This is a genomic window from Pseudomonas sp. H1h (genome assembly GCF_000633255.1).
Classification (GTDB): Bacteria; Pseudomonadota; Gammaproteobacteria; order Pseudomonadales; family Pseudomonadaceae; genus Aquipseudomonas.
The window spans coordinates 133,515-158,035 of sequence record NZ_AYMJ01000025.1; the positions used below are offsets into that span (position 1 = coordinate 133,515).

Annotated in this window: 22 protein-coding genes; 17 read left to right on the forward strand and 5 right to left on the reverse strand. The window is 61.1% G+C overall.

The features are described 5' to 3' along the window. The first annotated feature begins 34 nt into the window (after positions 1-34). The 8 genes from U862_RS0121020 to U862_RS0121060 all read left to right on the forward strand — a co-directional run bounded on the left by U862_RS0121020 (position 35) and on the right by U862_RS0121060 (position 8,179). Positions 35-1,036 (forward strand): diguanylate cyclase domain-containing protein, encoded by a 1,002-nt coding sequence (locus U862_RS0121020; RefSeq protein WP_025112221.1) that lies wholly within the window; start codon positions 35-37, stop codon positions 1,034-1,036. Positions 1,037-1,261: 225 nt separating this feature from the next. Further along, positions 1,262-2,357 (forward strand): peptide chain release factor 2 gene (prfB, locus tag U862_RS0121030; RefSeq protein ID WP_099093329.1). Its coding sequence is split into 2 segments (ribosomal slippage): positions 1,262-1,333 and positions 1,335-2,357, totalling 1,095 coding nucleotides; the frame shifts between segments, so codons are not numbered across the junction. 111 nt (positions 2,358-2,468) lie between these two features. Beyond that, positions 2,469-3,971 carry a lysine--tRNA ligase gene (gene lysS, locus U862_RS0121035; protein WP_016983551.1) on the forward strand — a complete coding sequence of 501 codons (1,503 nt, stop codon included), beginning with the start codon at positions 2,469-2,471 and terminating at the stop codon, positions 3,969-3,971. 105 nt (positions 3,972-4,076) lie between these two features. After that, the gene (locus U862_RS0121040; protein ID WP_029977755.1) at positions 4,077-4,790 is read left to right on the forward strand and encodes a TetR/AcrR family transcriptional regulator; all 714 of its coding nucleotides are present in this window, start codon (positions 4,077-4,079) and stop codon (positions 4,788-4,790) included. 141 nt (positions 4,791-4,931) lie between these two features. Continuing rightward, positions 4,932-5,486 carry a hypothetical protein gene (locus U862_RS0121045; protein WP_025112224.1) on the forward strand — a complete coding sequence of 185 codons (555 nt, stop codon included), beginning with the start codon at positions 4,932-4,934 and terminating at the stop codon, positions 5,484-5,486. Positions 5,487-5,519: 33 nt separating this feature from the next. Next, positions 5,520-6,797 (forward strand): flavohemoglobin expression-modulating QEGLA motif protein, encoded by a 1,278-nt coding sequence (locus U862_RS0121050; RefSeq protein ID WP_025112225.1) that lies wholly within the window; start codon positions 5,520-5,522, stop codon positions 6,795-6,797. A gap of 150 nt (positions 6,798-6,947) precedes the next feature. Continuing rightward, positions 6,948-7,853, forward strand: a complete 906-nt coding sequence (locus tag U862_RS0121055) for an alpha/beta hydrolase (RefSeq protein WP_025112226.1) — start codon at positions 6,948-6,950, stop codon at positions 7,851-7,853. Continuing rightward, the gene (locus U862_RS0121060) at positions 7,850-8,179 is read left to right on the forward strand and encodes a hypothetical protein (protein WP_025112227.1); all 330 of its coding nucleotides are present in this window, start codon (positions 7,850-7,852) and stop codon (positions 8,177-8,179) included. Before U862_RS0121055 ends, U862_RS0121060 begins: the two co-directional genes overlap by 4 nt. An 83-nt stretch (positions 8,180-8,262) precedes the next feature. Here the strand turns inward: U862_RS0121060 and U862_RS0121065 are convergent, their stop codons facing one another. The 3 genes from U862_RS0121065 to U862_RS0121075 all read right to left on the reverse strand — a co-directional run bounded on the left by U862_RS0121065 (position 8,263) and on the right by U862_RS0121075 (position 10,234). After that, entirely contained in the window at positions 8,263-9,051 is a 789-nt protein-coding gene (locus tag U862_RS0121065; protein ID WP_025112228.1) for an OmpA family protein, read from the reverse strand. Between the two features lie 55 nt (positions 9,052-9,106). Then, entirely contained in the window at positions 9,107-9,511 is a 405-nt protein-coding gene (locus U862_RS0121070) for a DUF4398 domain-containing protein (protein WP_025112229.1), read from the reverse strand. Positions 9,512-9,889: 378 nt separating this feature from the next. Then, positions 9,890-10,234 carry a hypothetical protein gene (locus U862_RS0121075; RefSeq protein ID WP_025112230.1) on the reverse strand — a complete coding sequence of 115 codons (345 nt, stop codon included), beginning with the start codon at positions 10,232-10,234 and terminating at the stop codon, positions 9,890-9,892. A gap of 212 nt (positions 10,235-10,446) precedes the next feature. On the opposite strand from U862_RS0121075, the gene ppc reads away from it, so the two are divergent. From ppc to U862_RS0121110, 6 genes are all read left to right on the forward strand, one after another. Next, the gene (gene ppc / locus U862_RS0121080) at positions 10,447-13,077 is read left to right on the forward strand and encodes a phosphoenolpyruvate carboxylase (RefSeq protein WP_025112231.1); all 2,631 of its coding nucleotides are present in this window, start codon (positions 10,447-10,449) and stop codon (positions 13,075-13,077) included. Between the two features lie 290 nt (positions 13,078-13,367). Further along, entirely contained in the window at positions 13,368-14,015 is a 648-nt protein-coding gene (gene adk / locus U862_RS0121090; RefSeq protein WP_025112233.1) for an adenylate kinase, read from the forward strand. Positions 14,016-14,108: 93 nt separating this feature from the next. Next, positions 14,109-14,783, forward strand: coding sequence for a tRNA (adenosine(37)-N6)-threonylcarbamoyltransferase complex dimerization subunit type 1 TsaB (tsaB, locus tag U862_RS0121095; protein WP_025112234.1), 675 nt, complete (start codon positions 14,109-14,111; stop codon positions 14,781-14,783). A 222-nt stretch (positions 14,784-15,005) separates the two neighbouring features. After that, entirely contained in the window at positions 15,006-15,314 is a 309-nt protein-coding gene (locus tag U862_RS0121100; RefSeq protein ID WP_025112235.1) for a hypothetical protein, read from the forward strand. Beyond that, entirely contained in the window at positions 15,314-16,174 is an 861-nt protein-coding gene (locus tag U862_RS0121105; protein WP_025112236.1) for a DUF72 domain-containing protein, read from the forward strand. Before U862_RS0121100 ends, U862_RS0121105 begins: the two co-directional genes overlap by 1 nt. 33 nt (positions 16,175-16,207) lie before the next feature. Beyond that, positions 16,208-17,044: an oxaloacetate decarboxylase gene (locus U862_RS0121110; RefSeq protein WP_025112237.1), complete on the forward strand. Its 837-nt coding sequence runs from the start codon at positions 16,208-16,210 to the stop codon at positions 17,042-17,044. 33 nt (positions 17,045-17,077) lie between these two features. Here U862_RS0121110 and U862_RS0121115 read toward each other — a convergent pair whose 3' ends face one another. Then, complete coding sequence (locus U862_RS0121115) at positions 17,078-17,698, reverse strand: hypothetical protein (protein ID WP_025112238.1); 621 nt, start codon at positions 17,696-17,698, stop codon at positions 17,078-17,080. A gap of 93 nt (positions 17,699-17,791) precedes the next feature. On the opposite strand from U862_RS0121115, the gene U862_RS0121120 reads away from it, so the two are divergent. After that, positions 17,792-18,574, forward strand: a complete 783-nt coding sequence (locus U862_RS0121120) for a class I SAM-dependent methyltransferase (RefSeq protein ID WP_025112239.1) — start codon at positions 17,792-17,794, stop codon at positions 18,572-18,574. Positions 18,575-18,814: 240 nt separating this feature from the next. Here the strand turns inward: U862_RS0121120 and U862_RS0121125 are convergent, their stop codons facing one another. Next, positions 18,815-19,450: a TetR/AcrR family transcriptional regulator gene (locus U862_RS0121125; RefSeq protein WP_025112240.1), complete on the reverse strand. Its 636-nt coding sequence runs from the start codon at positions 19,448-19,450 to the stop codon at positions 18,815-18,817. Between the two features lie 94 nt (positions 19,451-19,544). Between U862_RS0121125 and U862_RS0121130 the strand changes: the two genes are divergently transcribed. Next, positions 19,545-20,657, forward strand: coding sequence for an efflux RND transporter periplasmic adaptor subunit (locus U862_RS0121130; RefSeq protein WP_025112241.1), 1,113 nt, complete (start codon positions 19,545-19,547; stop codon positions 20,655-20,657). A 6-nt stretch (positions 20,658-20,663) separates the two neighbouring features. Next, positions 20,664-23,732, forward strand: a complete 3,069-nt coding sequence (locus U862_RS0121135) for an efflux RND transporter permease subunit (RefSeq protein ID WP_025112242.1) — start codon at positions 20,664-20,666, stop codon at positions 23,730-23,732. Positions 23,733-24,521: the final 789 nt, after the last annotated feature.

Below are 24,521 nucleotides of genomic sequence, written 5' to 3' on the forward strand. Positions count from 1 at the left end.
AATCCTGGCTCCCGCAGTATTCAGGTGACCGCCCATGAATGATTTACAGATCGACGACATTAAAACCGACGAAAACGCCGCCATGGTGTTGTTGGTGGACGATCAGGCGATGATCGGCGAAGCCGTGCGCCGTGGGCTGTCGAACGAAGAGAATATCGACTTCCACTTCTGCTCCGACCCGCACCAGGCCATCGCCCAGGCGGTACGGATCAAGCCGACGGTGATTCTGCAGGATCTGGTGATGCCCGGGCTCGATGGCCTGAGCCTGGTGCGCGAATACCGCAATCACCCGGCCACCAAGGACATCCCGATCATCGTGCTGTCGACCAAGGAAGACCCGCTGATCAAGAGTGCGGCGTTCTCCGCCGGGGCCAACGATTATCTGGTGAAACTGCCGGACACCATCGAACTGGTGGCGCGCATCCGTTATCACTCGCGCTCCTACATGACCCTGCTGCAACGGGATGCGGCGTACCGGGCGTTGCGCGTGAGCCAGCAGCAGTTGCTCGACACCAACCTGGTGCTGCAACGCCTGATGAACTCCGACGGCCTGACCGGGCTGTCCAACCGCCGGCACTTCGACGAGTACCTGGAGCTGGAATGGCGCCGCTCGCTGCGCGATCAGAGCCAGTTGTCACTGCTGATGATCGACGTCGATTACTTCAAGTCCTACAACGACAGCTTTGGCCATGTCGAAGGCGACGAAGCGCTGCGCAAGGTCGCCACGGCGATCCGCGACGCCAGCGCCCGACCGTCGGACCTGCCGGCGCGCTACGGCGGCGAGGAGTTCGCTCTGGTGTTGCCGAACACCTCGCCGGGCGGCGCGCGGCTTGTGGCGGAGAAACTGCGCCAGACCGTGGCGGCCCTGAAGATTCCGCACAATACCCCGGGTGACGGGGCGAGCCTGACCATCAGCATCGGCCTGGCGACCATGGTGCCGCAGGCGGGCAGCGATTGCCGGCTGCTGATCTCGGCGGCGGATCGCGGGTTGTACCTGGCGAAAAACAATGGCCGCAATCAGGTCGGTATTGAATAGACACACAACCTCCGGTGGGAGCGGGCTTGCTCGCGAAAGCAGCTTGGCACTCGACGTAGCTGTTGCCTGACACGCCGCCTTCGCGAGCAAGCCCGCTCCCACAGCGGTTCTGCGTCAGGCCATGTCAAGTGATTCGCCCCGACAGCCGCCAGACGGGCTGCCGTGACAGCGTGATTACGTTATACTCGCCGGCTTTCAAAAGTTCGCCAACGAGTGCTGCCCGTCATGGAAATCAACCCGATCCTGAACACCATCAAGGACCTGTCCGAGCGCTCCGAAACTATTCGGGGGTATCTTTGACTACGATCAAAAGCATGAGCGTCTGACCGAGGTCAATCGCGAGCTTGAAGATCCGAGTGTCTGGAACAAACCTGAATACGCCCAGGAACTGGGCCGCGAGCGCTCTGCGCTGGCGCAGATCGTCGACACTCTCGACGAACTGAACGCCGGTCTGGCCGATTGCCGCGACCTGCTGGACATGGCCGTCGAAGAAAACGACGAAGGCGCAGTGGGCGATGTCGTCGCCGAGCTGGCCCGTCTCGAAGAAAGCCTGGCCAAGCTTGAATTCCGCCGCATGTTCAGCCATGAAATGGACCCGAACAACGCCTACCTGGACATCCAGGCCGGCTCCGGTGGCACCGAAGCCCAGGACTGGGCCAACATCCTGCTGCGCATGTACCTGCGCTGGGCGGACAAACGCGGTTTCGACGCGACGATCATGGAACTGTCGGCCGGTGAAGTCGCCGGTATCAAAGGTGCGACCGTGCACATCAAGGGCGAATACGCCTTTGGCTGGCTGCGCACCGAGATCGGCGTGCACCGTCTGGTGCGCAAGAGCCCGTTCGACTCCGGCAACCGTCGCCACACCTCGTTCTCCGCGGTGTTCGTCTCGCCAGAGATCGACGACAAGGTGGAAATCGAAATCAACCCGGCAGACCTGCGGATCGACACCTATCGTTCCTCCGGTGCCGGTGGTCAGCACGTAAACACCACCGACTCGGCCGTACGTATCACTCACGTACCGACCAACACCGTGGTCAGCTGCCAGAACGAACGTTCCCAGCACGCCAACAAGGACACCGCCATGAAAATGCTGCGGGCCAAGTTGTACGAGCAGGAAATGCAGAAACGCAACGCCGCGTCGCAAGCGCTGGAAGACACCAAGTCCGACATCGGCTGGGGTCACCAGATTCGCTCTTACGTGCTCGATGCGTCGCGGATCAAGGATCTGCGCACCAACATCGAACGCAGCGACTGCGACAAGGTGCTCGACGGCGACATCGACGAGTACCTGGAAGCCAGCCTGAAATCGGGGCTGTAAGAAATAAGCTGCAGGATCGCTGATTCAACACGATCCCTGCAGGAGTGGGCCTGCCCGCGATCCCCAGCCGCAGGCTGGGGGCAACGAACCTGTGATGGAAAATTTAAAGACATGAGCGACCAACAACTCGACCCGCAAGCCCTGCAACAGGAAGAAAACTCCCTGATCGCCCTGCGCAAGGAAAAGCTTGCTGCCGAGCGCGCCAAGGGCAATGCCTTCCCGAACGACTTCCGCCGCGAAAACTACTGCGAAGATCTGCAGAAGAAATACGCGGACAAGACCAAGGAAGAGCTGGCCGAGGCTGCAATTCCGGTCAAGGTTGCCGGTCGCATCATGCTCAACCGTGGCTCGTTCATGGTGATCCAGGACATGACCGGTCGCATCCAGGTCTACGTCAACCGCAAGACCCTGTCCGAAGACACCCTGGCCGCCGTCAAGACCTGGGACATGGGCGACATCATTGCCGCTGAAGGCACCCTGGCCCGTTCCGGCAAGGGCGACCTGTACGTGGAAATGACCAGCGTGCGTCTGCTGACCAAGTCGCTGCGTCCGCTGCCGGACAAGCACCACGGCCTGACCGACACCGAACAGCGCTACCGTCAGCGCTACGTTGACCTGATCGTCAACGAAGAAGTGCGTCAGACCTTCCGCGTGCGTTCGCAAGTGATCGCGCACATCCGCAGCTTCCTGATGAAGCGCGACTTCCTCGAAGTCGAAACGCCGATGCTGCAGACCATTCCTGGCGGCGCTGCGGCCAAGCCGTTCGAAACCCACCACAACGCGCTGGACATGGAAATGTTCCTGCGTATCGCGCCTGAGCTGTATCTGAAGCGTCTGGTGGTCGGCGGTTTCGAGAAAGTGTTCGAGATCAACCGCAACTTCCGTAACGAAGGCGTTTCGACGCGTCACAACCCAGAATTCACCATGTTGGAGTTCTACCAGGCTTACGCCGACTACGAAGACAACATGGACCTGACCGAAGAACTGTTCCGTGAACTGGCGCAGTTGGTGCTGGGCAGCACCGACGTGCCGTACGGCGACAAGGTGTTCCACTTCGGCGAGCCGTTCGTGCGCCTGTCGGTGTTCGACTCGATCCTCAAGTACAACCCTGAGCTGACCGCCGATGACCTGAACGACATCGACAAGGCTCGCGCCATCGCCAAGAAGGCCGGTGCCAAGGTGCTGGGCTTCGAAGGCCTGGGCAAGCTGCAGGTGATGATTTTCGAAGAGCTGGTCGAGCACAAGCTGGAGCAGCCGCACTTCATCACTCAGTACCCGTTCGAAGTGTCGCCGCTGGCGCGTCGTAACGACGACAACCCGAACGTCACCGACCGTTTCGAGCTGTTCATCGGTGGCCGTGAAATCGCCAACGCCTATTCCGAGTTGAACGACGCGGAAGACCAGGCCGAGCGCTTCATGGCGCAGGTGGCCGACAAGGACGCCGGCGACGACGAAGCCATGCACTACGACGCCGACTTCGTTCGCGCGCTGGAGTACGGCATGCCGCCAACGGCCGGTGAAGGCATCGGCATCGACCGACTGGTGATGTTGCTGACCAACTCGCCGTCGATCCGCGATGTGATCCTGTTCCCGCACATGCGACCGCAAGCGTAAACGTTTCAGTTAAAAAGCCGCCTAAAACAGGCGGCTTTTTATTGCCTGTCTGGTACAAATGTATCAATTGGTTACTTTTGAAATAGCAGAGGAAGTCCAGTCGTGATGGTTGCAATCGCTCAAGAAGGTGCAGCGGGTATCGCCACTGCGGTCGCTGAAAGTGTTCAGTACCAGGGCCGCAAGGCCAGCCGACAGGGCAGCGAGCAGCGTCGTCAGGACATTCTCGACGCGGCGATGCGCATTGTCGTGCGTGACGGCGTGCGCGCCGTGCGCCACCGGGCGGTGGCGGCCGAGGCCGGAGTGCCGCTGTCGGCCACCACCTATTACTTCAAGGACATCGATGACCTGCTCACCGATACCTTCGCCCAGTACGTCGAACGCAGCGCGGCTTACATGGCCAAGCTGTGGATCAACAACGAAGGCCTGCTGCGCGAGATGGTTGTCAGTGGTGACGGCAGTCCCGAGTCGCGCTCGCAACTGGCGGACGATATCGCGCGGCTGATGGCCGACTACGTGCACCGGCAACTGGTCAACCGTCGCGAGCATCTGATGGCCGAGCAGGCGTTCCGCCAGGAAGCACTGCTCAACCCGCGCTTGGCAATTCTGGTGCGCTCGCATCAGCAGATTCTGCTACAGGGCACCTGCCAGTTATTCCAGGTACTGGGCTCGCGCGAACCGCAGCAGGATGCCAAGGTGTTGACGGCGATTATCGGACGGATGGAATATCAGGGCCTGCTCAACGACGCCGAGCCTTTGGCCGAAGAGGACATGCTCGGGATTCTGACGCGGTATATGCATCTGGTGCTGGCGTCGGTCTGATAGCCGATGGAGGTCCCCTGTGGGAGCGGGCTTGCTCGCGAATGCGGTGGGTCAGTCAACTGAAGTGTTGAATGTGAAACCGCTTTCGCGAGCAAGCCCGCTCCCACATGGGAAGGTGTTTCAGGTTCTAGGGAGTGTTGAATGAAAGCCTGGCGTGGCGTGCTGATCGCGCTGTCGTTCCTGCTGCTCAGCGGTTGTCTGGTGACCTTCAAGGAGCCGCTGTCCGCCAGTGAGCCGGCCCCCAAGGGGTTGTTGGGCAAGTGGTCGAGCACCAATGCCTGGGGCGAGCCGATGAATCTGGAACTGACGCGTCTGGGCAACGACCGCTATCAGGCGGTCGCGTACTTCAAGGCCAGACCCCGCGAACGCGAAGCCTATCCGTTCACCGTGTCGCGCCACGGAAGCCGCTGGTATCTGTCGGCGAAGGTGCCGGCGCAGTACGGCGGGCACTTCACCATTGCCGGATTCGAGATTACCGATAAGCACGAACTGGTGATCTACAACCTCGATCTTGAACAGATCAACCAGGCCATCGCGCAGAAAAGCCTCGACGGTCAAGGCTTCCAGACCGACGATGGCGACGGCGTGCTGGTCGACAGCAGCCTCGACAAGGTCTTTGCTTACCTCGACGACCCGGCCAATTCCGACGTCTTCGTCGAAGCGGCGCGCTACCAGCATCAGGCCAAGGCCAAATAATTCAGTTCGTCACGTTTTCTACAGGAGTTTCGGGTGGACGATTACCAGCAGACGATACGCACGCTGTCCGATCGCATTGTGCTGGCGCAGACGCCGATTCGCGTCCTCGACGCGGTGAAGTGGGACGAGAACATCCGCAAGGGTTTTCTCAAGGCCAAGGGCAAGGAAATGCCGGCGGTGGATCGCGACTACTACCTCAACCGCCCACTGAGTTTCGATTCGAGCAAGGTCAAACTGGAATTCCAGAACATCGAGCGCGACATCACCCGTCAGCTCGGCCAGTTCAACCCGGTCGGGCAGATCATGCGCCGCATGTGCAAGGAATACCGGATGGTGGTGCGCATGCTCGAAGCACGCGGCACCGAGGATTTCGGTCTGATCTCGCAGGAACTGTACGGCGCCGCCTCCGATGCGTTCCACGCCGGTGACCCGACCCTGGCCGACCTCGGCCTGATGATGTCCGACTACCTGAACAACATCGATGGCCGTGGCGACCTGAAGGACGAACCGAAAATCCTCACCGCCAAGGACGCCGTGCACTTGCTGCAAACGCGTTTGAACAAGGTGTTCGGCGAGGCCGAGGAAACCATCCGCGTGTTCGAGTCCGACGGTATCGTGGCCGACGCGGCGGCGGGGGCCGACTACATCAAGATCCGCACCGACGCGATGTTCAACGACCGCGATGTACGCGCGCTGGAAGTCCACGAAGGCCTGGTGCACGTGGGCACCACGCTCAATGGCTTGAACCAGCCGATCTGCACCTTCCTGTCCAAAGGCCCACCCTCCTCGACGGTGACTCAGGAAGGCCTGGCGATCCTGATGGAAATCATCACCTTCGCCTCCTACCCGAGTCGCCTGCGCAAACTGACCAACCGCACCCGCGCCATTCACATGGTCGAGGAGGGCGCGGACTTCCTGCAGGTATTCGAGTTCTTCCGCGAGCAGGGTTTTGAAATGGCCGAAAGCTATGGCAACGCCAGCCGGGTGTTCCGTGGTTCGACGCCGACTGGCCTGCCATTCACCAAAGACTTGTCCTACCTCAAGGGCTTTATCATGGTTTACAACTACATTCAGTTGGCCGTGCGTAAAGGCAAGCTTGAGCAGGTGCCGCTGCTGTTCTGCGGCAAGACTACGCTTGAGGACATGCGGACCTTGCGTCAGTTGGTCGATGAAGGCCTGGTGGTGCCGCCGAAGTACCTGCCGGAACAGTTTCGCGACATGAATGCGCTGTCGGCGTGGATGTGCTTCTCCAACTTCCTCAATCACCTGAGCCTGGACCGGATCGAGGCGGATTACTCCAACATCCTTTGAGCAACCTATATCCCCTGTGGGAGCGAGCCTGCTCGCGAATGCGATTTCACATTCAACATCAATGATGGCTGATACACCGCGTTCGCGAGCAGGCTCGCTCCCACAGTTTTGATTTGTGTTTAGCCCACGATTTCTGCGAGGTTTCACCGGATGAGAATCCTCGGCATCTTCTGCCTGCTCCTGACCCTCGGCGGTTGCAGTTCGCTGTTGTTCTACCCCGAGCCTGGCCAGATCTTCACCCCGGAAAAAGCCAGGCTCGAGTACCGCACAGTCACCCTGACCACCGCCGACGGCCTCAAGCTGAACGCCTGGTGGCTGCCGGCCAAACCCGGCGTTGAAGTCAAAGGTACGGTCCTGCACCTGCACGGCAACGGCGGCAATCTGCCGATGCACCTGGGCGGCAGTTGGTGGTTGCCGAAAAGCGGCTATCAAGTGCTGCTGGTGGACTATCGCGGTTACGGCTTGTCCGAGGGCAAACCGAGCCTGCCGGACATCTATAAGGACATCGATGCGGCATTCGCCTGGCTGGATCAGGCGCCGGAGGTCAAAGGCAAGCCGCTGATCCTGCTCGGCCAAAGCCTCGGTGGCTCGATGGCCGTGCATTGGCTGGTGCAGCACCCGGAGCGGCAGAAGCAACTCAAGGCCTTTGTGCTCGACGGTGTGCCCGCCAGTTACCGCAGTGTCGGCCAGTACGCCCTCAGCACGTCGTGGCTGACCTGGCCGTTTCAGGTGCCGCTGTCGTGGCTGGTGCCGGACGGCGACAGCGCCATCAACGCGATGCCGCAACTCAAGGGCGTGCCCAAGCTGATCTTTCACAGCATCGACGACCCGTTGGTGCCGCTTTCCAATGGCATCCGTCTGTATCAAGCTGCGCCGCCCCCGCGGGTGTTGCAGTTGACCCGTGGCGGCCATGTGCAGACCTTCGGTGACCCGGTCTGGCGCAAAGTGATGCTGCGCTATCTGGAGGACCCCGAACATTTCAACGGCCTGCGCCGCTTGGGCGAAATCCCGAATTACCCGCAACCTCCGAATTCTGAAGATGAGAGTCCGCAATGAGTGAAGAACGTAACGCCATCCCGCTGATCATCACCGGTATCTGCAGCATCCTCGGCACCGTCGGGGCGCTGTGGTACTACGGCTACCTGCACTTCGCCAAACCCGAGGATGCGCTGCTGCTCAACGAATTCACCATGCTCAAGACCGTGCCGGGCGAAGACTACAAAGTCTCGCTGGACCCGGCGCCGCAAGTGGCGCAATGCATCGATGGCGTGCTGGTGTTGTTCGACACCGAGCAGAAGGGCCTGACCGGTGTGCTGATCAATGCGCAGAAGAAAGCCGTGCGCTGCATGGGACAGGAAACGCCGCAACAGCTCGAACAGTAACCCGCTCCCACAAGGGCATTGTGTGTGACCAAAAAAGCCCCGCCTGATCACTCAGGCGGGGCTTTTGCGTTACCGCGTAATGCTTAGTTCGAGCTTACTGCCGAACGTGGCATCACTGGCTGGTTGTCGTTGGAAATGGTCACTTCCACACGACGGTTCATCGCACGACCGGAAACGCTGCCGTTATCGGCAACCGGGTATTCCTTGCCGTAACCCTGAACCACGATGCGCGAAGGGTCCACGCCCATCTTGATCAGTGCTACTTGCACAGAAGTCGCACGACGCTCGGACAGCGACTGGTTGTAGTTAGCCGCGCCGGTGCTGTCGGTGTAACCCTCGACGATCACCTTGCGATCAGGGTTTTCCTGAAGGAACTGCGCCAGTTTGTTGATGTTTACCAGACCGCTGGATTTCAGGTCAGCCTTGTTGGTGGCGAACAGCACGTCACCGAAGGTCACCAGCGTACCGCGATCAGTCTGCTTGGCGTTCAGGCTGTTCTGCAGCTGTTTGATCTGTTGATCGCGAGCATCCAGACGGGCCTGGGCACGTTGCGCGGCGGCGTTCTTCAGGTTGTTTTCAGCGGTGCGCAGGGCAATGGTCTGCTTGGCCACTTCCACGCGCTGGTTGGTCAGGTAGGCCAGTTGGTCAACCTTGGCGGCGTTTTCCTTGTCCAGATAAGCCTTGTCGGCCTTGTCCAGGTAATCGCTGGCGTCTTTGGTTTCCAGGGCTGCGACTTTGCTCGCTTGCGGGTTGGCCTGCAGACCGGCGTAGTTGGTGCGCGCCTGTTCCAGGTTCGGGTTAGGCGGGGTGGAGCAGGCAGCCAGGGCAACGCTTGCGGCCAGGAGAGCGGGGATCATCAGTTGCTTACGCATAATTTGTCGTCCTTTCTATCGATAAGAGTTTCAGCTTTGCGGTCGGGATGCGCGCTTACTGCACGGTGCGCTGACTTTCCTGACGCAGTTCCTGAACACCTTTCTGCGAATCCTTCAAAGCCTGTTCGGCCTTGGCTGCCTGAGCCTTGCGTTCCGCTACACGAGCGTCCCATTCGGCTTGCTCGGACAGGGTGCGCGCTTCGTCATACTTCTTGTCGTGCATGGCGATTTCGGCTTGTTTGAGCTTGTCTTGAGCCTGCTTCATTTCCACCGCAGCGAACTCGGTACCGCCAGCGCTCACAGCGCTGTTGACCGCCGATTGAGTCACGGCGTACTGCTCGGTCGGTGGGTTCCCGGCGCAACCGGCCAGAACGAAGCTGGTGCCGATGGCCAGGGCGGCCAGTTTCAGACCGCGCAGGTGAGAGAACGAGGTTTGGGTCTTCATGGTCTTCAACTCCATTGTTTAACTCCTGATAAAACCGAAAATCCATCCTGGTCGAGGAGCCGCAAGCGTCGTGTGAAAGCGCGTTTTTGAAACGCTCGTTCCAGGCGTGGTTACTGGTTCCGACCGGAGGCGTTTTTTAAAAGTTCAGAAAAGATGGCCCATCGCCCCAAATTTTTTTGACCAAACGGACAAGGCTCTAAACCGGGAACTTTGGAGGCGAGGAGAGGTACGCGCGGGTGTTTCTAATACCGAAAAACGTCGATCTGGAGGCAGAAATACAGTCAATGTGGGAGCGAGCCTGCTCGCGAAAGCGGTGTGCCAGTCACCGTCAAAGTAGACTGATATATTGCTTTCGCGAGCAGGCTCGCTCCCACAGTTTTGATCTGTGGAGTGTCAGTGTTTCTGTTTACCGGCGGCCGCCGACAAATCCTGCAGATGCCGCCTCGACAACGCCAGGAAGCGCGGCGTCGGGCCGACGTCTTCGTACAGTGGATCACCTTCTTCATCGGTGGTGACCACAGTCGAACCCTTCACATACGGCAGGCTCGCCTCGAACTCTTCAAGCGCGGCACCGATCAGCTCGCCGAGCAGTTCTTCGGGGTGGCGTTTGGGGTACATCTCGGCAATCGCGGCCAGCCGCGCGGCGGCCTCGACGTCCAGATGAATCGTGTAGCCGGTGTCGGTCAGGCGACCTTTGGCGTTTTCTTCCCAATGCTGGGCGAGTTCACGGATTTTCATGATGACCTCATTCGCGCCTGCTCGTGGCAGGCCTGGGTGAGTGTCCGGCAGCGCCGGCGGCAAGCCGTTGTAAGGCTTACTGTTGAGACTAGCTTCAAGCCCCAAGGTTTAAAGTCCCTTCGTCGTCTGCTTGTAAGAAGCGCCGTAGAGCGGCACTCTCTGGGCAAAGCATTCGTTTCTGAGCCGTCCCGATCACCGCTGGAGAACTGCTGATGACCGATATTGATGCACGCTTGCGCGAGGACGTTCACCTGCTGGGTGAGCTGTTGGGCAACACCATCCGAGACCAGTACGGCGAGGAATTTCTCGACAAGATCGAGCAGATTCGCAAGGGCGCCAAGGCTGACCGGCGCGGCTCGATGGACGCCGAACTCAGCGCCAGCCTCAATCAGTTGAGCGAAGACGAATTGCTCCCGGTGGCGCGGGCGTTCAACCAGTTTCTCAATCTGGCGAACATCGCCGAGCAGTACCAGTTGATTCATCGCCGCGAAGAGTCGCAGCCAGCGCCGTTCGAGTCGCGTGTGCTCCCGGAGCTGCTCGCCCGCCTGCGCAATGAAGGCCACAGCGCCGAATCGCTGGCCCGGCAACTGGCGCGCCTGGAAATCGAGCTGGTACTGACCGCGCACCCGACCGAAGTGGCGCGGCGCACGTTGATCCAGAAGTACGACGCGATCGCCGCGCAACTCGCCGCGCAGGATCATCGCGACCTGACCAGCGCCGAACGTGAACAGATCCAGAACACCCTGCAACGACTGATCGCCGAAGCCTGGCACACCGAAGAAATCCGCCGCACTCGGCCGACTCCGGTCGATGAAGCCAAGTGGGGTTTTGCGGTGATCGAACACTCGCTGTGGCAGGCGATTCCCAACCACATGCGCAAGGCCGATCAGGCGTTGTTTGCCGCCACCGGCCTGCGCTTGCCACTGGAGGCGGCGCCGATTCGCTTTGCCTCGTGGATGGGCGGCGACCGCGACGGCAACCCCAACGTCACCGCTGCGGTGACCCGCGAAGTGCTGTTGCTGGCGCGCTGGATGGCCGCCGACCTGTACCTGCGCGATGTCGATCACCTGGCCGCCGAGCTGTCGATGCAGCAGGCCAGCGACGCGCTCAAGGCCAAGGCCGGTGACAGCGCCGAACCTTACCGTGCGGTGCTCAAGCAATTGCGCGAACGCCTGCGGGCCACGCGCAACTGGGCGCACGCCTCGCTGAGCGCCAGCACGCCGGCACCGGCCGACGTGTTGCACAACAACCGCGATCTGCTCGATCCGCTGGAGCTGTGCTTCAACTCGCTGCACGAGTGTGGCATGGGCGTGATCGCCGACGGGCCGTTGCTTGATTGCCTGCGCCGGGCGGTGACCTTCGGCCTGTTCCTGGTGCGCCTCGACGTGCGCCAGGATTCGACGCGGCACAGCTCGGCGATGACCGAAATCACCGATTACCTCGGCCTCGGTCGCTATGAAGACTGGGACGAAGAACAACGCATCGGCTTCCTGACCCGCGAACTGAACAATCGCCGGCCACTGCTCCCGGCGCATTTCAAACCGTCCGCCGACACCGCCGAAGTGCTCGCCACTTGCAAGGAAATCGCTGCCGCACCGGGCGCCTCGCTGGGCTCTTATGTGATCTCGATGGCGGGTGCTGCCTCCGACGTGCTGGCCGTGCAACTGCTGCTCAAAGAGTCCGGCGTGCTGCGGCCGATGCGTGTGGTACCGCTGTTCGAAACCCTCGCCGACCTCGACAACGCCGGGCCGGTCATGGAACGTCTGTTGCTGCTGCCGGGGTATCGCGCCAGGTTGCAGGGCCCGCAGGAAGTGATGATTGGCTATTCCGACTCGGCCAAGGACGCCGGCACTACTGCAGCGGCGTGGGCGCAGTACCGGGCGCAGGAACGTCTGGTGGAAATCTGTCGCGAACAGCAAGTCGAACTGCTGTTGTTCCACGGTCGCGGCGGCACTGTGGGCCGTGGCGGCGGCCCGGCGCACGCGGCGATCCTGTCGCAGCCGCCGGGGTCGGTGGCAGGGCGGTTCCGCACCACCGAACAGGGCGAAATGATTCGATTCAAATTCGGTCTGCCGGACATCGCCGAGCAGAACCTCAATCTGTATCTGGCCGCCGTGCTCGAAGCGACGCTGTTGCCGCCACCGCCACCGACGCCCGAGTGGCGGCATCTGATGGACGAATTGGCCGCTGACGGTGTTGCTGCGTATCGCGCAGTGGTGCGGGAGAATCCGCAGTTCGTCGAGTACTTCCGCCAGTCCACGCCGGAGCAGGAACTGGGGCGCTTGCCGCTGGGCAGCCGACCGGCCAAGCGCCGCGCCGGCGGGATCGAAAGCCTGCGGGCGATTCCATGGATCTTCGGCTGGACTCAGACACGTTTGATGCTGCCGGCCTGGCTGGGCTGGGAAACCGCGTTGAGCAAGGCACTGGAGCGCGGCGAAGGCGAATTGCTGGGACAGATGCGCGAGCAGTGGCCGTTCTTCCGTACGCGCATCGACATGCTGGAAATGGTCCTGGCCAAGGCCGACGCCGACATTGCGCTATCTTACGATCAGCGTCTGGTCGAGCCGGACTTGCTGCCGTTGGGCGCGCAGTTACGCGACCTATTGTCGCAGGCGTGCGCGGTGGTGCTCGGCCTGACTGGTCAGTCGCAACTGCTGGCACATAGCCCCGACACCTTGGAATTCATCCGTCTGCGCAACACCTATCTTGATCCGCTACATCTATTGCAGGCCGAACTGTTGGCCCGTTCGCGGCAGCAGAATGTCGAGCAGGGCAGCCCGGTGGAGCAGGCGCTGCTGGTGTCTGTGGCGGGGATTGCCGCCGGTTTGCGCAATACCGGCTAGGGTTTTTGTGCTGGTGTCAGGCACCCGGTGCACAGGCCGGGTGTCGCTTTGTACACAGGTGGAAAGTGCGGGCAGGCGACAGTTAATGATGGGGTTGCGACTTGGCTTACCGGGTCGCAAGGTCGCGGCGGGCGCCGGTTTCTCCGACTTTTGGCGTCTTGTGTGGGCGCAGCCTGCTGTGTATCTTGATCAGCCTTTGGCCGTTTGTGCGGCCACGACCCGTTTTTTTGAGATTGGCCCCAAGAGGCGAATCCCGTTGTTTTCTATATAAAAAATTGAGGAGCACATCGATGCGCGTCATTCTGCTGGGAGCTCCCGGGGCCGGTAAAGGTACTCAGGCTAAGTTCATCACCGAGAAATTCGGCATTCCGCAAATCTCCACCGGCGACATGCTGCGTGCTGCGGTCAAGGCTGGCACTCCACTGGGCGTTCAAGCCAAGAGCATCATGGATGCCGGCGGCCTGGTGTCGGATGACCTGATCATCGCGCTGGTGCAGGATCGCATCGCTCAACCAGACTGCGTCAATGGCTTCCTGTTCGACGGCTTCCCGCGCACCATTCCGCAGGCCGAAGCGCTGGTGACTGCCGGTGTCGAGTTGGACGCAGTGGTTGAAATCGCTGTTGAAGACGAAGAAATCGTGCAGCGTATCGCCGGTCGCCGCGTTCACGAGGCCAGCGGCCGCGTGTACCACATCGTCTACAACCCGCCGAAAGTGGCCGGCAAAGACGACGTTACCGGCGACGATCTGGTGCAGCGCAAGGACGACACCGAAGAAACCGTGCGTCATCGCCTGTCGGTCTACCATTCGCAGACCAAGCCGCTGGTGGACTTCTACCAGAAGCTTTCCGCTGCCAACGGCAAACCGAAGTACAGCCACATCCCGGGTGTTGGTTCGGTCGAAGCGATCACCGCCAAGGTGCTCGAAGCGCTCAGCTGAAAAAGCTGATTCGCTGCATCATCCACGGCCCGCTTGCGGGCCGTAGTTGTTTATACTGACGCACTTTTTCTCCCACCTGTTTTGGATACATCGATGAGCACCTTGCTGGCCCTGGACACCGCGACCGAAGCTTGCTCCGTTGCCTTGCTGCATGACGGCAAGGTCACGAGCCATTACGAGGTGATCCCGCGTCTGCACGCGCAGAAGCTGCTGCCGATGATCCAGCAACTGCTGGCCGACGCCGGCACCACGTTGCAGGCGGTGGATGCGATTGCATTCGGTCGTGGTCCGGGCGCGTTTACCGGTGTGCGGATCGCCATCGGTGTGGTGCAAGGCCTGGCGTTTGCGCTGGATCGTCCGGTGCTGCCGGTGTCGAACCTGGCGGTGCTGGCGCAGCGTGCGTATCGCGAGCACGGCGTCAGCCAGGTCGCGGCGGCCATCGACGCGCGGATGGATGAAGTGTATTGGGGCTGCTACCGCGAGACCGCCGGCGAGATGCGCCTGGTCGGCGCCGAAGCAGTGCTGCCGCCGGAAGTCGCGGCGCTGCCGGCCGATGCCAGCGGAGCATGGTTCGGTGCGGGCACCGGTTGGGGCTATGGCGAGCGGATCGCGGTCAATCCGAGCGGTCAGGACGCCGCTATGTTGCCCCACGCTGAAGACCTGCTGACGCTGGCGCGGTTTGCCTGGGAACGCGGTGAGTCGATCCCGGCCGATGATGCGCAGCCGGTTTATCTGCGCGATAAGGTCGCCACTCCCAAGGCTCGCTGAGGCCGGATTTCTATTGTGGGCAGCTTCTGTGGTGAGGGGATAAATCCCCTCACCACAAAGCCCTCCACAATCCCCATGGCTTATTCCAAATTCTGCCAATCGTCAGTTTCCAACCCCGCGCTTTAAACCTTTTGCGCTTTATGTGTTCTAGTTATCACTCGGCGATTTGCTAAGTCGGTCAGGTGCCGCTAAATTGCCATCATCGATACCGAGCATGAATTTATGCGTATAGACGGCCTTTCCTCTCAGTCCTACCCGGTCAAGCGCAAGCCTCGCAAAGGCAACGTGGCGCTGGATGAGTCCGTCGACGATATCGACGGCGAGCTGGAATTCCCGACCGAAGAGCAACTGGCCGCCCGCGCTGCCAAAGCCTCCGCACAACGCCTGGCCAATCTGCCTGCCCGTCAGCAAGACATGATTTATCACCGCGCGATGAGCAAAAGCGTAGCGATGGCCTTGGCCAGCTACCTGAGCACCGCCGGTTTTGTCGATTGGGATGCGGATGTGCTGGGCCTCGACTTGTACATCTGATGGCGTTGCCTTACTACCTCGGTTGCCCGTCCTGGAGCGAAAACGCCTGGCGCGAGTATCTGTACCCCGAAGACGCCAAGACCTCCGACTTCCTCAGTCTCTACGCCCAAGTGTTCAACGCCGTGGAAGGCAATACGACCTTCTACGCCAGTCCCTCGCCAGCCACCGTGCAGCGTTGGGCCGAGACCATGCCCGAACACTTTCGCTTCACTGCCAAGTTCCCCGGCGACATCAGCCACAGCGGGGACCTGCGCGAGCAACTGACCGCCGCCGAAACCTTCGTCAGACTCCTCGAACCGCTCGGTGAGCGTGTATCGCCGCTGTGGCTGCAATTGTCGAAAAGCTTCACCCCGCATCGACTGCCGGAACTGACCGCGTTCATCGACGCGCTGGACCGGCCACTGGCGGTGGAAGTACGTCACGAACAGTTCTTCGCCAAGGGCGAGAGCGAGCGTCTGCTCAATCGCCTGCTGCTGGACCGTGGGGTGGAGCGCATCTGCCTCGATCCGCGAGCGCTGTTCAGCTGCCTGTCGACCGAGTCTTCGGTGATCCACGCGCAATCGAAAAAGCCCCGGGTGCCGACCCGTCCGGCGGCGTTCTCGCAGTTCCCGCAGGTGCGTTTCATCGGCCATCCCGAGCTTGAGGCCAACGATCCGTTCCTGGTGCCGTGGGTGGCAAAAATCGCCGAGTGGATCGAAGAGGGCCGTACGCCGTATATCTTCCTGCACACCGCCGACAACATTCTGGCGGCGAAGCTGGCGCAACGTTTTCACGCACAACTGATGCAACGTTTGCCTGGCCTGCCATCCCTGCCTGAGCTATACAGAGAACCCGCCGCCGAGCAACTTGGCCTGCTCTGAGGCGGATTTTCATTCTTGCCCAGGAGCCTGCCGATGGACGCCCAAGCCGATCACGAACAAGCCCGCAAAGCCCAAGCCTTCAAGGCCCTGCATGAGCGTCCGGGGATTTTCGTCATTCCCAATCCGTGGGACGCAGGGTCCGCGAAGATGCTCGCCAGCCTGGGCTATCAGGCGCTCGCGACCACCAGTGCCGGTTACGCGTTTTCCCAAGGCAAGGCCGACGGCGCCTTGAGTCTCGATGAGACTCTGGCCAATGTCCGGGCGATTGTCGCGGCCACCGATCTGCCGGTGGCAGTGGATCTGGAAAACGGTTTCGCCGATGACCCAGCCGAATGCGCCAAAAGCCTGTTGCGCGCCGCTGAGGCGGGGGCGGTTGGCGGTTCGATCGAGGACGCCACGGGCCGCGCCGACGCGCCGATTTATTGCTTCGAACACGCCGTGGCGCGCATCGAAGCCGCCGTCGCTGCCGTGCGCACGCTGCCATTTCCCTTCACCCTGACCGCCCGAGCGGAAAACTACCTGCACGGTAATCCCGATATCCACGACACCGTCCGCCGCTTGCAGGCCTTCGCCGAAGCCGGTGCCGACGTGTTGTACGCGCCGGGTTTGCGCAATGCCGAAGAAGTGCTGGCAGTGGTGCGCGCGGTGGCGCCGAAACCGGTCAACGTATTGATGTCCGGCGGTTTGAAACTGACCGTGCAAGAGCTTGAGGAAATGGGCGTGCGGCGCATCAGTACCGGTTCGGCATTGGCGCTGGCGGCGTTTGGCGAGTTTTTCCGCGCGGCTGAAGAAATCCAGCGCAGCGGCACTTTCGGCTTCACTGCGCAATCGATGCCGTACGCCAAGGCCAATCAGTTTTTCAAAGGCTGAGTGTGGGGCGCAGGGCAAGATACTACTGAGCTATCAGGCGGCCAGGCGCAGGTTCTGCAGAACGATCGGGCGAGCCCAACCGTTATCGAAGTCCAGAGCCTTCTGTTGCTCGACGATTTCTTCCGGTGGGAACGGCGGGTAAGGTTTTTGCAGCAGGTCGAGGTCGAATTCGGCAATCGGCAGGTACAGCGGCTTCTTCTGCGGTGCCGGGCCAGGCTCTGGCACGGGCTGACCATTGTTGATCACGATCGGGCGGACCCAACTGCTGTCGAAGTCCTGTTGCCCTTGCTGAGCCTTGAGTTCTTCTGGCGGGAACGGCGGGAACGGCTTGTCCAGCAGATCGGTTTCGAATTCGGCGATTGGCAGGAACAGCGGTTCTGGCGGACGCACTTCAGTGTCGACCACGTCGCACTGACGCTGCTCGACGATGTGCGCGTGCAGTTCGCTGCCCAGGGTCGGTTCTTCAGGGCTGTTTAGGTCAACCGGAGGAAACGTGCCACAGGCCGGCACCACATCACTCGTCTGCTCAGCCAGCGCCTGGGCAAAGAAATCCTGCCACAGGTGACTGACGCCGCTCAGTGCTTGAGTGTTATGACGGCTAAAGTCGCCATGGGGCGAGATGTAGCCAATCGATGTGGGAAGAATGCCTGACATTTTTTTCGGTTGACGCTCAGCTCTGGCAAAATGCGCGTTGATTGGTTTATCGGCCACCTTTTGCCGATCCTTAACTTTTTTGAGCGCGTTTTCATGATTGAGCAACCCGCGGCCTGCCGCATCCATGTCCAGGCCCTCGGCCCGACGTTTGAGGCGCAAGCCGAGCAGTGGGCCGAGCGTCTGGGCCTGCCGATGCAGGTGGCCGACGGCGAGTTTGCCTTGCAACTGGGCGAGCAGGGCTTGCAGCTGCAGCAGCTTGGTCCGGATGCACCGGGGCCGGTGCGGGTGGATTTCGTCGAGGGCGGCGCGGCGCATCGGCGTCTGTACGGTGGCGGCAGCGGGCAGATGATCGCCAAGGCGGTCGGCATTGCCCAAGGCGTGCGCCCGCGGGTGCTGGACGCCACGGCGGGACTGGGCAAGGACGCGTTCGTGCTGGCGAGTCTGGGCTGCGAGATGAGCCTGATCGAGCGCCAGCCGTTGATCGGTGCACTGCTTGAGGACGGTCTGGCGCGGGCGGCGGAAGATTTCGACGTGGCGCCGATTGTCGCGCGGATGAAGCTGCTCAAGGGCAACTCCATCGAGGTCATGCGCAATTGGGAAGGCGAGCCACCGCAGGTGATCTACCTCGATCCGATGTTCCCGCACCGCGAGAAGACTGCGCTGGTGAAGAAAGAGATGCGCCTGTTCCGGCCGCTGGTCGGTGATGATCCGGATGCACCAGCGCTGCTCGAAGCGGCGCTGGCATTGGCGACCCACCGCGTGGTGGTCAAGCGCCCGCGCAAGGCACCATGCATCGAAGGGCCGAAACCGAGCCATGCGCTGGATGGCAAGTCGAGCCGGTATGACATCTACCCGAAGAAAGCGCTCAAACCTTAAAACCGAGTCGCCCCCTTCGCGAGCAAGCCCGCTCCCACATTGGAATGCATTTCAAATGTGGGAGCGAGCCTGCTCGCGAAGGGGCCAGCCGTTACTGCGCAACATTCATGGTCGATACGCCCGCATGAACAACCCCACCACTTCCTGCACATGACTCTCCCACATCTGATCTGTGTCGTTCACAAATCCAGTGTGGGAGCGGGCTTGCTCGCGAAGGGGCCAGCCGTTACTGCGCAAAATTCAGGGCCGATACGCCCGCATGAACAACCCCACCACTTCCTGCACATGACTCTCTGAAGCTGCTTCGCTCAGCGGCTCACCGCAGCAATACAGCAAGCGAAAATTCCCCGCGCCCTTGATCAGGCAGAAGAAATGCTCGGCCGCGTTGCGCGGCTGGTCGATGCTCAGCGCGCCGGTTTCGTGGATGCGTTTCAGCAGCCGTTCCATCCCTTGCACCATGCGCTCGGGGCCGGCTTCGAAGAAGATCTGCGACAGCTTCGGATCCTGCGTGCCCAGCGCCATCATCAAGCGGTGCAAATTCACCGATTCATCGCTGTTGATCAGTTGATGAAAGCCCCGGGCAATGTTCAGCAACACATTTTCCACGGCGATGCCGGCGGGCAATTCGAAGAACAGCGGCGGTAACTGCTCCTCGCATTTGGCCATCACCGCGGAGGAGAACAGCGTTTCCTTGTCGTTGAAGTGGCTGTAAACCGTCAACTTCGACACGCCGGCCTCGGCGGCGACCGCGTCCATGCTGGTGTTGGCGTAGCCGTGACTCAGGAACAGGGTTTTCGCCGCATCGAGGATCGCCCGGCGCTTGGCCGGATCCTTCGGACGGCCCGGGCCGTTTGGAGCTGAAAGATTGTCCGACATTTTTCGCTTTTAATACTGGACTGGTGAGTTTGCTATTAATACCATACCGGCCAGTATAAATATTCCAAGCACCATTTGCGAAAGGTCCGTCACCATGTTCCGTCATGCACTGCACTTCATGTGGCCATTTGCATTGCCAGTCAGCCTGGCTTTTTTGTTGGCAGCATGCGGTCAGGAAGAGGCGGCGCAAGTCAGCATTCGACCGGCCATGGTGGTGCAGCCAGAGCCTTCGGCGCAGGCGATGGAAAGTTATCCGGGCGAGGTTCGCGCCCGTTACGAACCTGATCTGGCGTTCCGTATCGGCGGCAAAGTCAGCCGACGACTGGTCGAAGAAGGTCAGCGCGTCAAGGCTGATCAGCCCCTCGCCGAACTGGATCCGCAGGACGTGCGCCTGCAACTCGAAGCCACCCGCGCGCAAGTCGCTGCTGCCGAGGCCAATCTGAACCTGGTGCGCTCCGAGCGTGACCGCTACAAGACCTTGATGGAGCGGCAGATGGTCAGCCGTTCCGCCTACGACAACGCGGAAAACCTCTACCGCTCCGGCGAAGCCCGCCTCAAGCAGATCAAAGCCGAATTCAACGTCTCGACCAACCAGGCCAGTTACGCCGTGCTGCGCGCGCCGCAGGACGGTGTGGTGGCCAAGCGTTCGGTGGAAGTCGGGCAGGTGGTCGCTGCCGGGCAAACCGTGTTCACCCTCGCCACCGATGGCGAGCGCGAAGTGTCGATCAGCCTGCCGGAGCAGAGCTTCGGGCGTTTCAAGGTCGGCCAGCCAGTCACCGTTGAACTGTGGACGCAGCAGAACCAGCGCTTTGCCGGGCAGATTCGTGAGCTGTCGCCGGCGGCCGATCCGAAATCGCGCACCTTCGCCGCACGCATCTCGTTCACCAGCGGCAAAGTCCCGGCCGAACTCGGCCAGAGCGCCCGGGTATTTGTTCAGTCGGCCGATGCGGTGCCGTTGTCGGTGCCGCTCTCGGCGCTGACCGCAGAAAACGGCGCGACCTACGTCTGGGTCGTCAGTGCCAATAACACGTTGAAAAAGACCCCGGTGCGCATCGGCCCGTTCGGCGAGAAAAGCGTACCGGTGCTCGAAGGCCTGAACCCCAGCGACTGGGTGGTCGCCGCCGGCGTTCACGTCTTGCTCGAAGGTCAGCAGGTGCGTCCCGTGGATCGCTCCAATCGTGTGGTCCATCTGGCGGACAAGGAGTAAGTCCCGATGCGCTTCAACCTTTCCGAATGGGCGTTGCGTAATCGCCAGATCGTACTGTTCCTGATGCTGTTGCTGGCCATCGTCGGCGCTTTGTCCTACACCAAGCTGGGCCAGAGCGAAGACCCGCCGTTCACCTTCAAGGCCATGGTGATCCAGACTCGCTGGCCGGGGGCGACCGCGCAGGAGGTCTCGCGTCAGGTCACCGAACGCATCGAAAAGAAATTGATGGAAACCGGCGAATACGAACGCATTGTGTCGTTCTCCCGCCCGGGCGAATCCCAGGTCACGTTCATTGCCCGCGACTCCATGCATTCGGTGGACATCCCCGACCTCTGGTATCAGGTGCGCAAGAAGGTCAGCGATATTCGCCAGACCTTGCCGCCGGGGATTCAGGGGCCGTTTTTCAACGATGAATTCGGCACCACGTTCGGCAACATCTACGCACTGACCGGGGATGGTTTCGACTACGCGGTGCTCAAGGATTACGCCGACCGCATCCAGATCCAGCTGCAGCGGGTCAAGGACGTAGGCAAGGTCGATCTGCTCGGTTTGCAGGACGAGAAGATCTGGGTCGAGTTGTCCAACGTCAAACTCGCCACCCTCGGCTTGCCACTGGCGGCCGTGCAGCAAGCACTGGAAGAGCAGAACGCGGTCTCCACCGCCGGCTTCTTCGAAACCGGTAGCGAGCGTGTGCAACTGCGGGTCTCGGGGAATTTTCAGACGGTCGATGAGATCAAGAACTTTCCGATTCGGGTCGGCGACCGGACGTTCCGCATCTCCGATGTCGCGGACGTACACCGTGGTTTCAACGATCCACCGGCGCCGCGCATGCGCTTCATGGGTGAAGACGCCATCGGTCTTGCGGTGGCAATGAAGGATGGCGGTGACATTCTGGTGCTGGGCAAGGCGCTGGAAGGTGAGTTCTCGCGCCTGCAGAAAAACCTCCCGGCCGGCATGCAGCTGCGCAAGGTGTCCGATCAACCTGCGGCGGTGAAAACCGGGGTCGGCGAGTTCGTCCAGGTGCTGGTCGAGGCGCTGGCGATCGTGTTGCTGGTGAGCTTCTTCTCCCTTGGTGTGCGCACCGGCATGGTGGTCGCGCTGACCATTCCGCTGGTGCTGGCGATGACTTTCGCCTGCATGTACTACCTCGGCATCGGCCTGCACAAGATCTCCCTCGGCGCGCTGGTGCTGGCACTGGGGTTGCTGGTGGACGATGCGATCATCGCCGTGGAAATGATGGCGATCAAAATGGAGCAGGGCTTCGACCGGATCAAGGCCGCGAGCTACGCGTGGACCAGCACCGCATTCCCGATGCTCACCGGTACGCTGATCACCGCCGCCGGCTTTCTGCCGATTGCCACGGCGCAATCCGGCACCGGCGAATACACCCGCTCGATCTTTCAGGTGGTGACCATCGCATTGCTCGCCTCCTGGGTCGCGGCAGTGATGTTCGTGCCGTATCTGGGGGAAAAACTCCTGCCTGATCTGGCGAAGATTCACGCCGCCAGACACGGCACGGCTGACGGTCAGGCGGACCCGTATGGCACACCGTTCTATCAGCGCGTTCGGCGTCTGGTGGAGTGGTGCGTGGCGCACCGCAAGACTGTGATCGTGCTGACGGTAGGGCTGTTCATCGCGTCGGTGATGCTGTTCCGTTTCGTGCCGCAGCAGTTCTTCCCGGCCTCCAATCGGCTGGAGTTGATGGTCGATCTGAAACTGGCCGAAGGCGCGTCGCTGGCCAATACCACGGCTGAGGTCAAACGCCTGGAGGCGATGCTCAAGGATCACACCGGCATCGACAACTACGTGGCGTATGTCGGCACCGGCTCGCCGCGTTTCTACCTGCCGCTGGATCAACAATTGCCGGCGGCGAGCTTCGCGCAGTTTGTGGTGCTGGCGAAAAACATCGAGGAGCGCGAGACCCTGCGCACCTGGTTGATCAGCACGCTGAACGAGCAATTCCCGGCCCTGCGTTCGCGGGTCACGCGTCTGGAAAACGGCCCGCCGGTGGGTTACCCGGTGCAGTTCCGCGTCACCGGTGAACACATCGAGGAAGTCCGCGCGCTGGCGCGCAAAGTGGCGGCCAAGGTTCGCGAGAACCCGCACGTGGTCAACGTGCACCTGGATTGGGAAGAACCGAGCAAGGTGGTGTACCTGAACATTGATCAGGACCGTGCCCGTGCCTTGGGTGTGAGCACCGCCAATCTGGCGAAATTCCTTCAGAGTTCGCTGACCGGCTCCAGCGTCAGTCAGTACCGCGAAGACAATGAATTGATCGAGATTCTGCTGCGCGGTACGGTGCATGAACGTACTGAGTTGTCCCTGTTGCCGAGCCTGGCGGTGCCGACCGACAACGGTCGCAGTGTGGCCTTGTCGCAGATTGCCACGTTGGAATACGGCTTTGAGGAAGGGGTCATCTGGCACCGCAATCGTCTGCCGACCGTGACCGTGCGTGCCGATATTTACGGCAAGGAGCAGCCGGCGACGCTGGTGCAGCAGATTCAGCCGACGCTGGATCCGATCCGTGCCGAATTGCCTGATGGGTATCTGCTGGATGTTGGCGGTACGGTGGAGGATTCGGAGCGTGGGCAAAACTCGGTGAACGCCGGGGTGCCGATGTTCATTGTGGTGGTGCTGACGTTGCTGATGGTGCAACTGCGCAGCTTTTCGCGTACGGCGATGGTGTTTCTGACGGCGCCGCTGGGGTTGATCGGGGTGGTGCTGTTTCTGATGGTGTTCCGGCAGCCGTTCGGGTTTGTGGCGATGCTGGGGACGATTGCGCTGTCGGGGATGATCATGCGCAATTCGGTGATTCTTGTGGATCAGATCGAGCAGGATATTGCCTCCGGGCTCAGGCCTTGGCAGGCGATTATCGAGGCGACTGTGCGGCGGTTTCGGCCGATTGTGTTGACGGCTTTGGCGGCGGTGCTGGCGATGATTCCTTTGTCTCGGAGCGTGTTTTTTGGGCCGATGGCGGTGGCGATCATGGGGGGGTTGATTGTGGCTACGGCTTTGACGTTGCTGTTTTTGCCTGCCTTGTATGCGGCTTGGTTCCGGGTGCGTCGGGAGGTTTGATCCTTAGCGGCCTTCGGGCCGACCAGGTTCTTGTTGATTGGGGGGATATCCGTTGTTTTGGGGGTTGCTGCTGGCGGTTCCGCTCTTACAGCGGGTCACTTTTTCAGACGCCAAAAAGTAACCAAAAGGCTGGGCCCCGGCGTTCGGCCCTCGCTTAGGCTCGGGTTCCTTCGTTGCGGGGTTCATCCGGGGGCATCGTCTACGGTTTGCTTCGCTGCACCTCCTCTCGATGTGTTTGGCTTCGCCAAACGGTCGCTGCGCTCCCACCCCCGGATAAACCCCTCCACTCAGCCTGCCGAAGGGGCCTGCAGATCAAGAGCTGCAGCCGAGCTTGCGCTCATCCTGTTGAGTGGGGCGGCTTTGCCGCGTGCGGTGCACACAAATCTAAACTGTAGGCCTTCGCCTGCTCGCGATGGCGGCCTGACAGCCGACCAATCCCCACCTGAGCGCACCCAATCCAATTGTAGGAGTGAGCCTGCTCGCGATGGCGGCCTACGAGCCGACCAATCCCCACCTGAACACACCCACTCCAACTGTGGGAGCTGGCCTGCCAGCGAAGGCGGCCTACAAGCCGACCAATCCCCACCTGAGCGCACCCAATCCAACTGTGGGAGCTGGCCTGCCAGCGAAGGCGGCCTACAAGCCGACCAATCCCCACCTGAACACACCCACTCCAACTGTGGGAGCTGGCCTGCCAGCGAAGGCGGCCTACAAGCCGACCAATCCCCACCTGAACACACCCACTCCAACTGTGGGAGCTGGCCTGCCAGCGAAGGCGGCCTACGAGCC

What these genes read in the sequence shown, in the direction of transcription:
- U862_RS0121020 (WP_025112221.1), top strand. Translation starts at nt 35, where the DNA reads ATGAATGATTTACAGATCGACGACATTAAAACCGACGAAAACGCCGCC.
- lysS (WP_016983551.1), top strand. Translation starts at nt 2,469, where the DNA reads ATGAGCGACCAACAACTCGACCCGCAAGCCCTGCAACAGGAAGAAAAC.
- U862_RS0121040 (WP_029977755.1), top strand. Translation starts at nt 4,077, where the DNA reads ATGGTTGCAATCGCTCAAGAAGGTGCAGCGGGTATCGCCACTGCGGTC.
- U862_RS0121045 (WP_025112224.1), top strand. Translation starts at nt 4,932, where the DNA reads ATGAAAGCCTGGCGTGGCGTGCTGATCGCGCTGTCGTTCCTGCTGCTC.
- U862_RS0121055 (WP_025112226.1), top strand. Translation starts at nt 6,948, where the DNA reads ATGAGAATCCTCGGCATCTTCTGCCTGCTCCTGACCCTCGGCGGTTGC.
- U862_RS0121060 (WP_025112227.1), top strand. Translation starts at nt 7,850, where the DNA reads ATGAGTGAAGAACGTAACGCCATCCCGCTGATCATCACCGGTATCTGC.
- U862_RS0121065 (WP_025112228.1), bottom strand. Translation starts at nt 9,051, where the DNA reads ATGCGTAAGCAACTGATGATCCCCGCTCTCCTGGCCGCAAGCGTTGCC.
- U862_RS0121070 (WP_025112229.1), bottom strand. Translation starts at nt 9,511, where the DNA reads ATGGAGTTGAAGACCATGAAGACCCAAACCTCGTTCTCTCACCTGCGC.
- U862_RS0121075 (WP_025112230.1), bottom strand. Translation starts at nt 10,234, where the DNA reads ATGAAAATCCGTGAACTCGCCCAGCATTGGGAAGAAAACGCCAAAGGT.
- ppc (WP_025112231.1), top strand. Translation starts at nt 10,447, where the DNA reads ATGACCGATATTGATGCACGCTTGCGCGAGGACGTTCACCTGCTGGGT.
- adk (WP_025112233.1), top strand. Translation starts at nt 13,368, where the DNA reads ATGCGCGTCATTCTGCTGGGAGCTCCCGGGGCCGGTAAAGGTACTCAG.
- tsaB (WP_025112234.1), top strand. Translation starts at nt 14,109, where the DNA reads ATGAGCACCTTGCTGGCCCTGGACACCGCGACCGAAGCTTGCTCCGTT.
- U862_RS0121100 (WP_025112235.1), top strand. Translation starts at nt 15,006, where the DNA reads ATGCGTATAGACGGCCTTTCCTCTCAGTCCTACCCGGTCAAGCGCAAG.
- U862_RS0121105 (WP_025112236.1), top strand. Translation starts at nt 15,314, where the DNA reads ATGGCGTTGCCTTACTACCTCGGTTGCCCGTCCTGGAGCGAAAACGCC.
- U862_RS0121110 (WP_025112237.1), top strand. Translation starts at nt 16,208, where the DNA reads ATGGACGCCCAAGCCGATCACGAACAAGCCCGCAAAGCCCAAGCCTTC.
- U862_RS0121115 (WP_025112238.1), bottom strand. Translation starts at nt 17,698, where the DNA reads ATGTCAGGCATTCTTCCCACATCGATTGGCTACATCTCGCCCCATGGC.
- U862_RS0121120 (WP_025112239.1), top strand. Translation starts at nt 17,792, where the DNA reads ATGATTGAGCAACCCGCGGCCTGCCGCATCCATGTCCAGGCCCTCGGC.
- U862_RS0121125 (WP_025112240.1), bottom strand. Translation starts at nt 19,450, where the DNA reads ATGTCGGACAATCTTTCAGCTCCAAACGGCCCGGGCCGTCCGAAGGAT.
- U862_RS0121130 (WP_025112241.1), top strand. Translation starts at nt 19,545, where the DNA reads ATGTTCCGTCATGCACTGCACTTCATGTGGCCATTTGCATTGCCAGTC.
- U862_RS0121135 (WP_025112242.1), top strand. Translation starts at nt 20,664, where the DNA reads ATGCGCTTCAACCTTTCCGAATGGGCGTTGCGTAATCGCCAGATCGTA.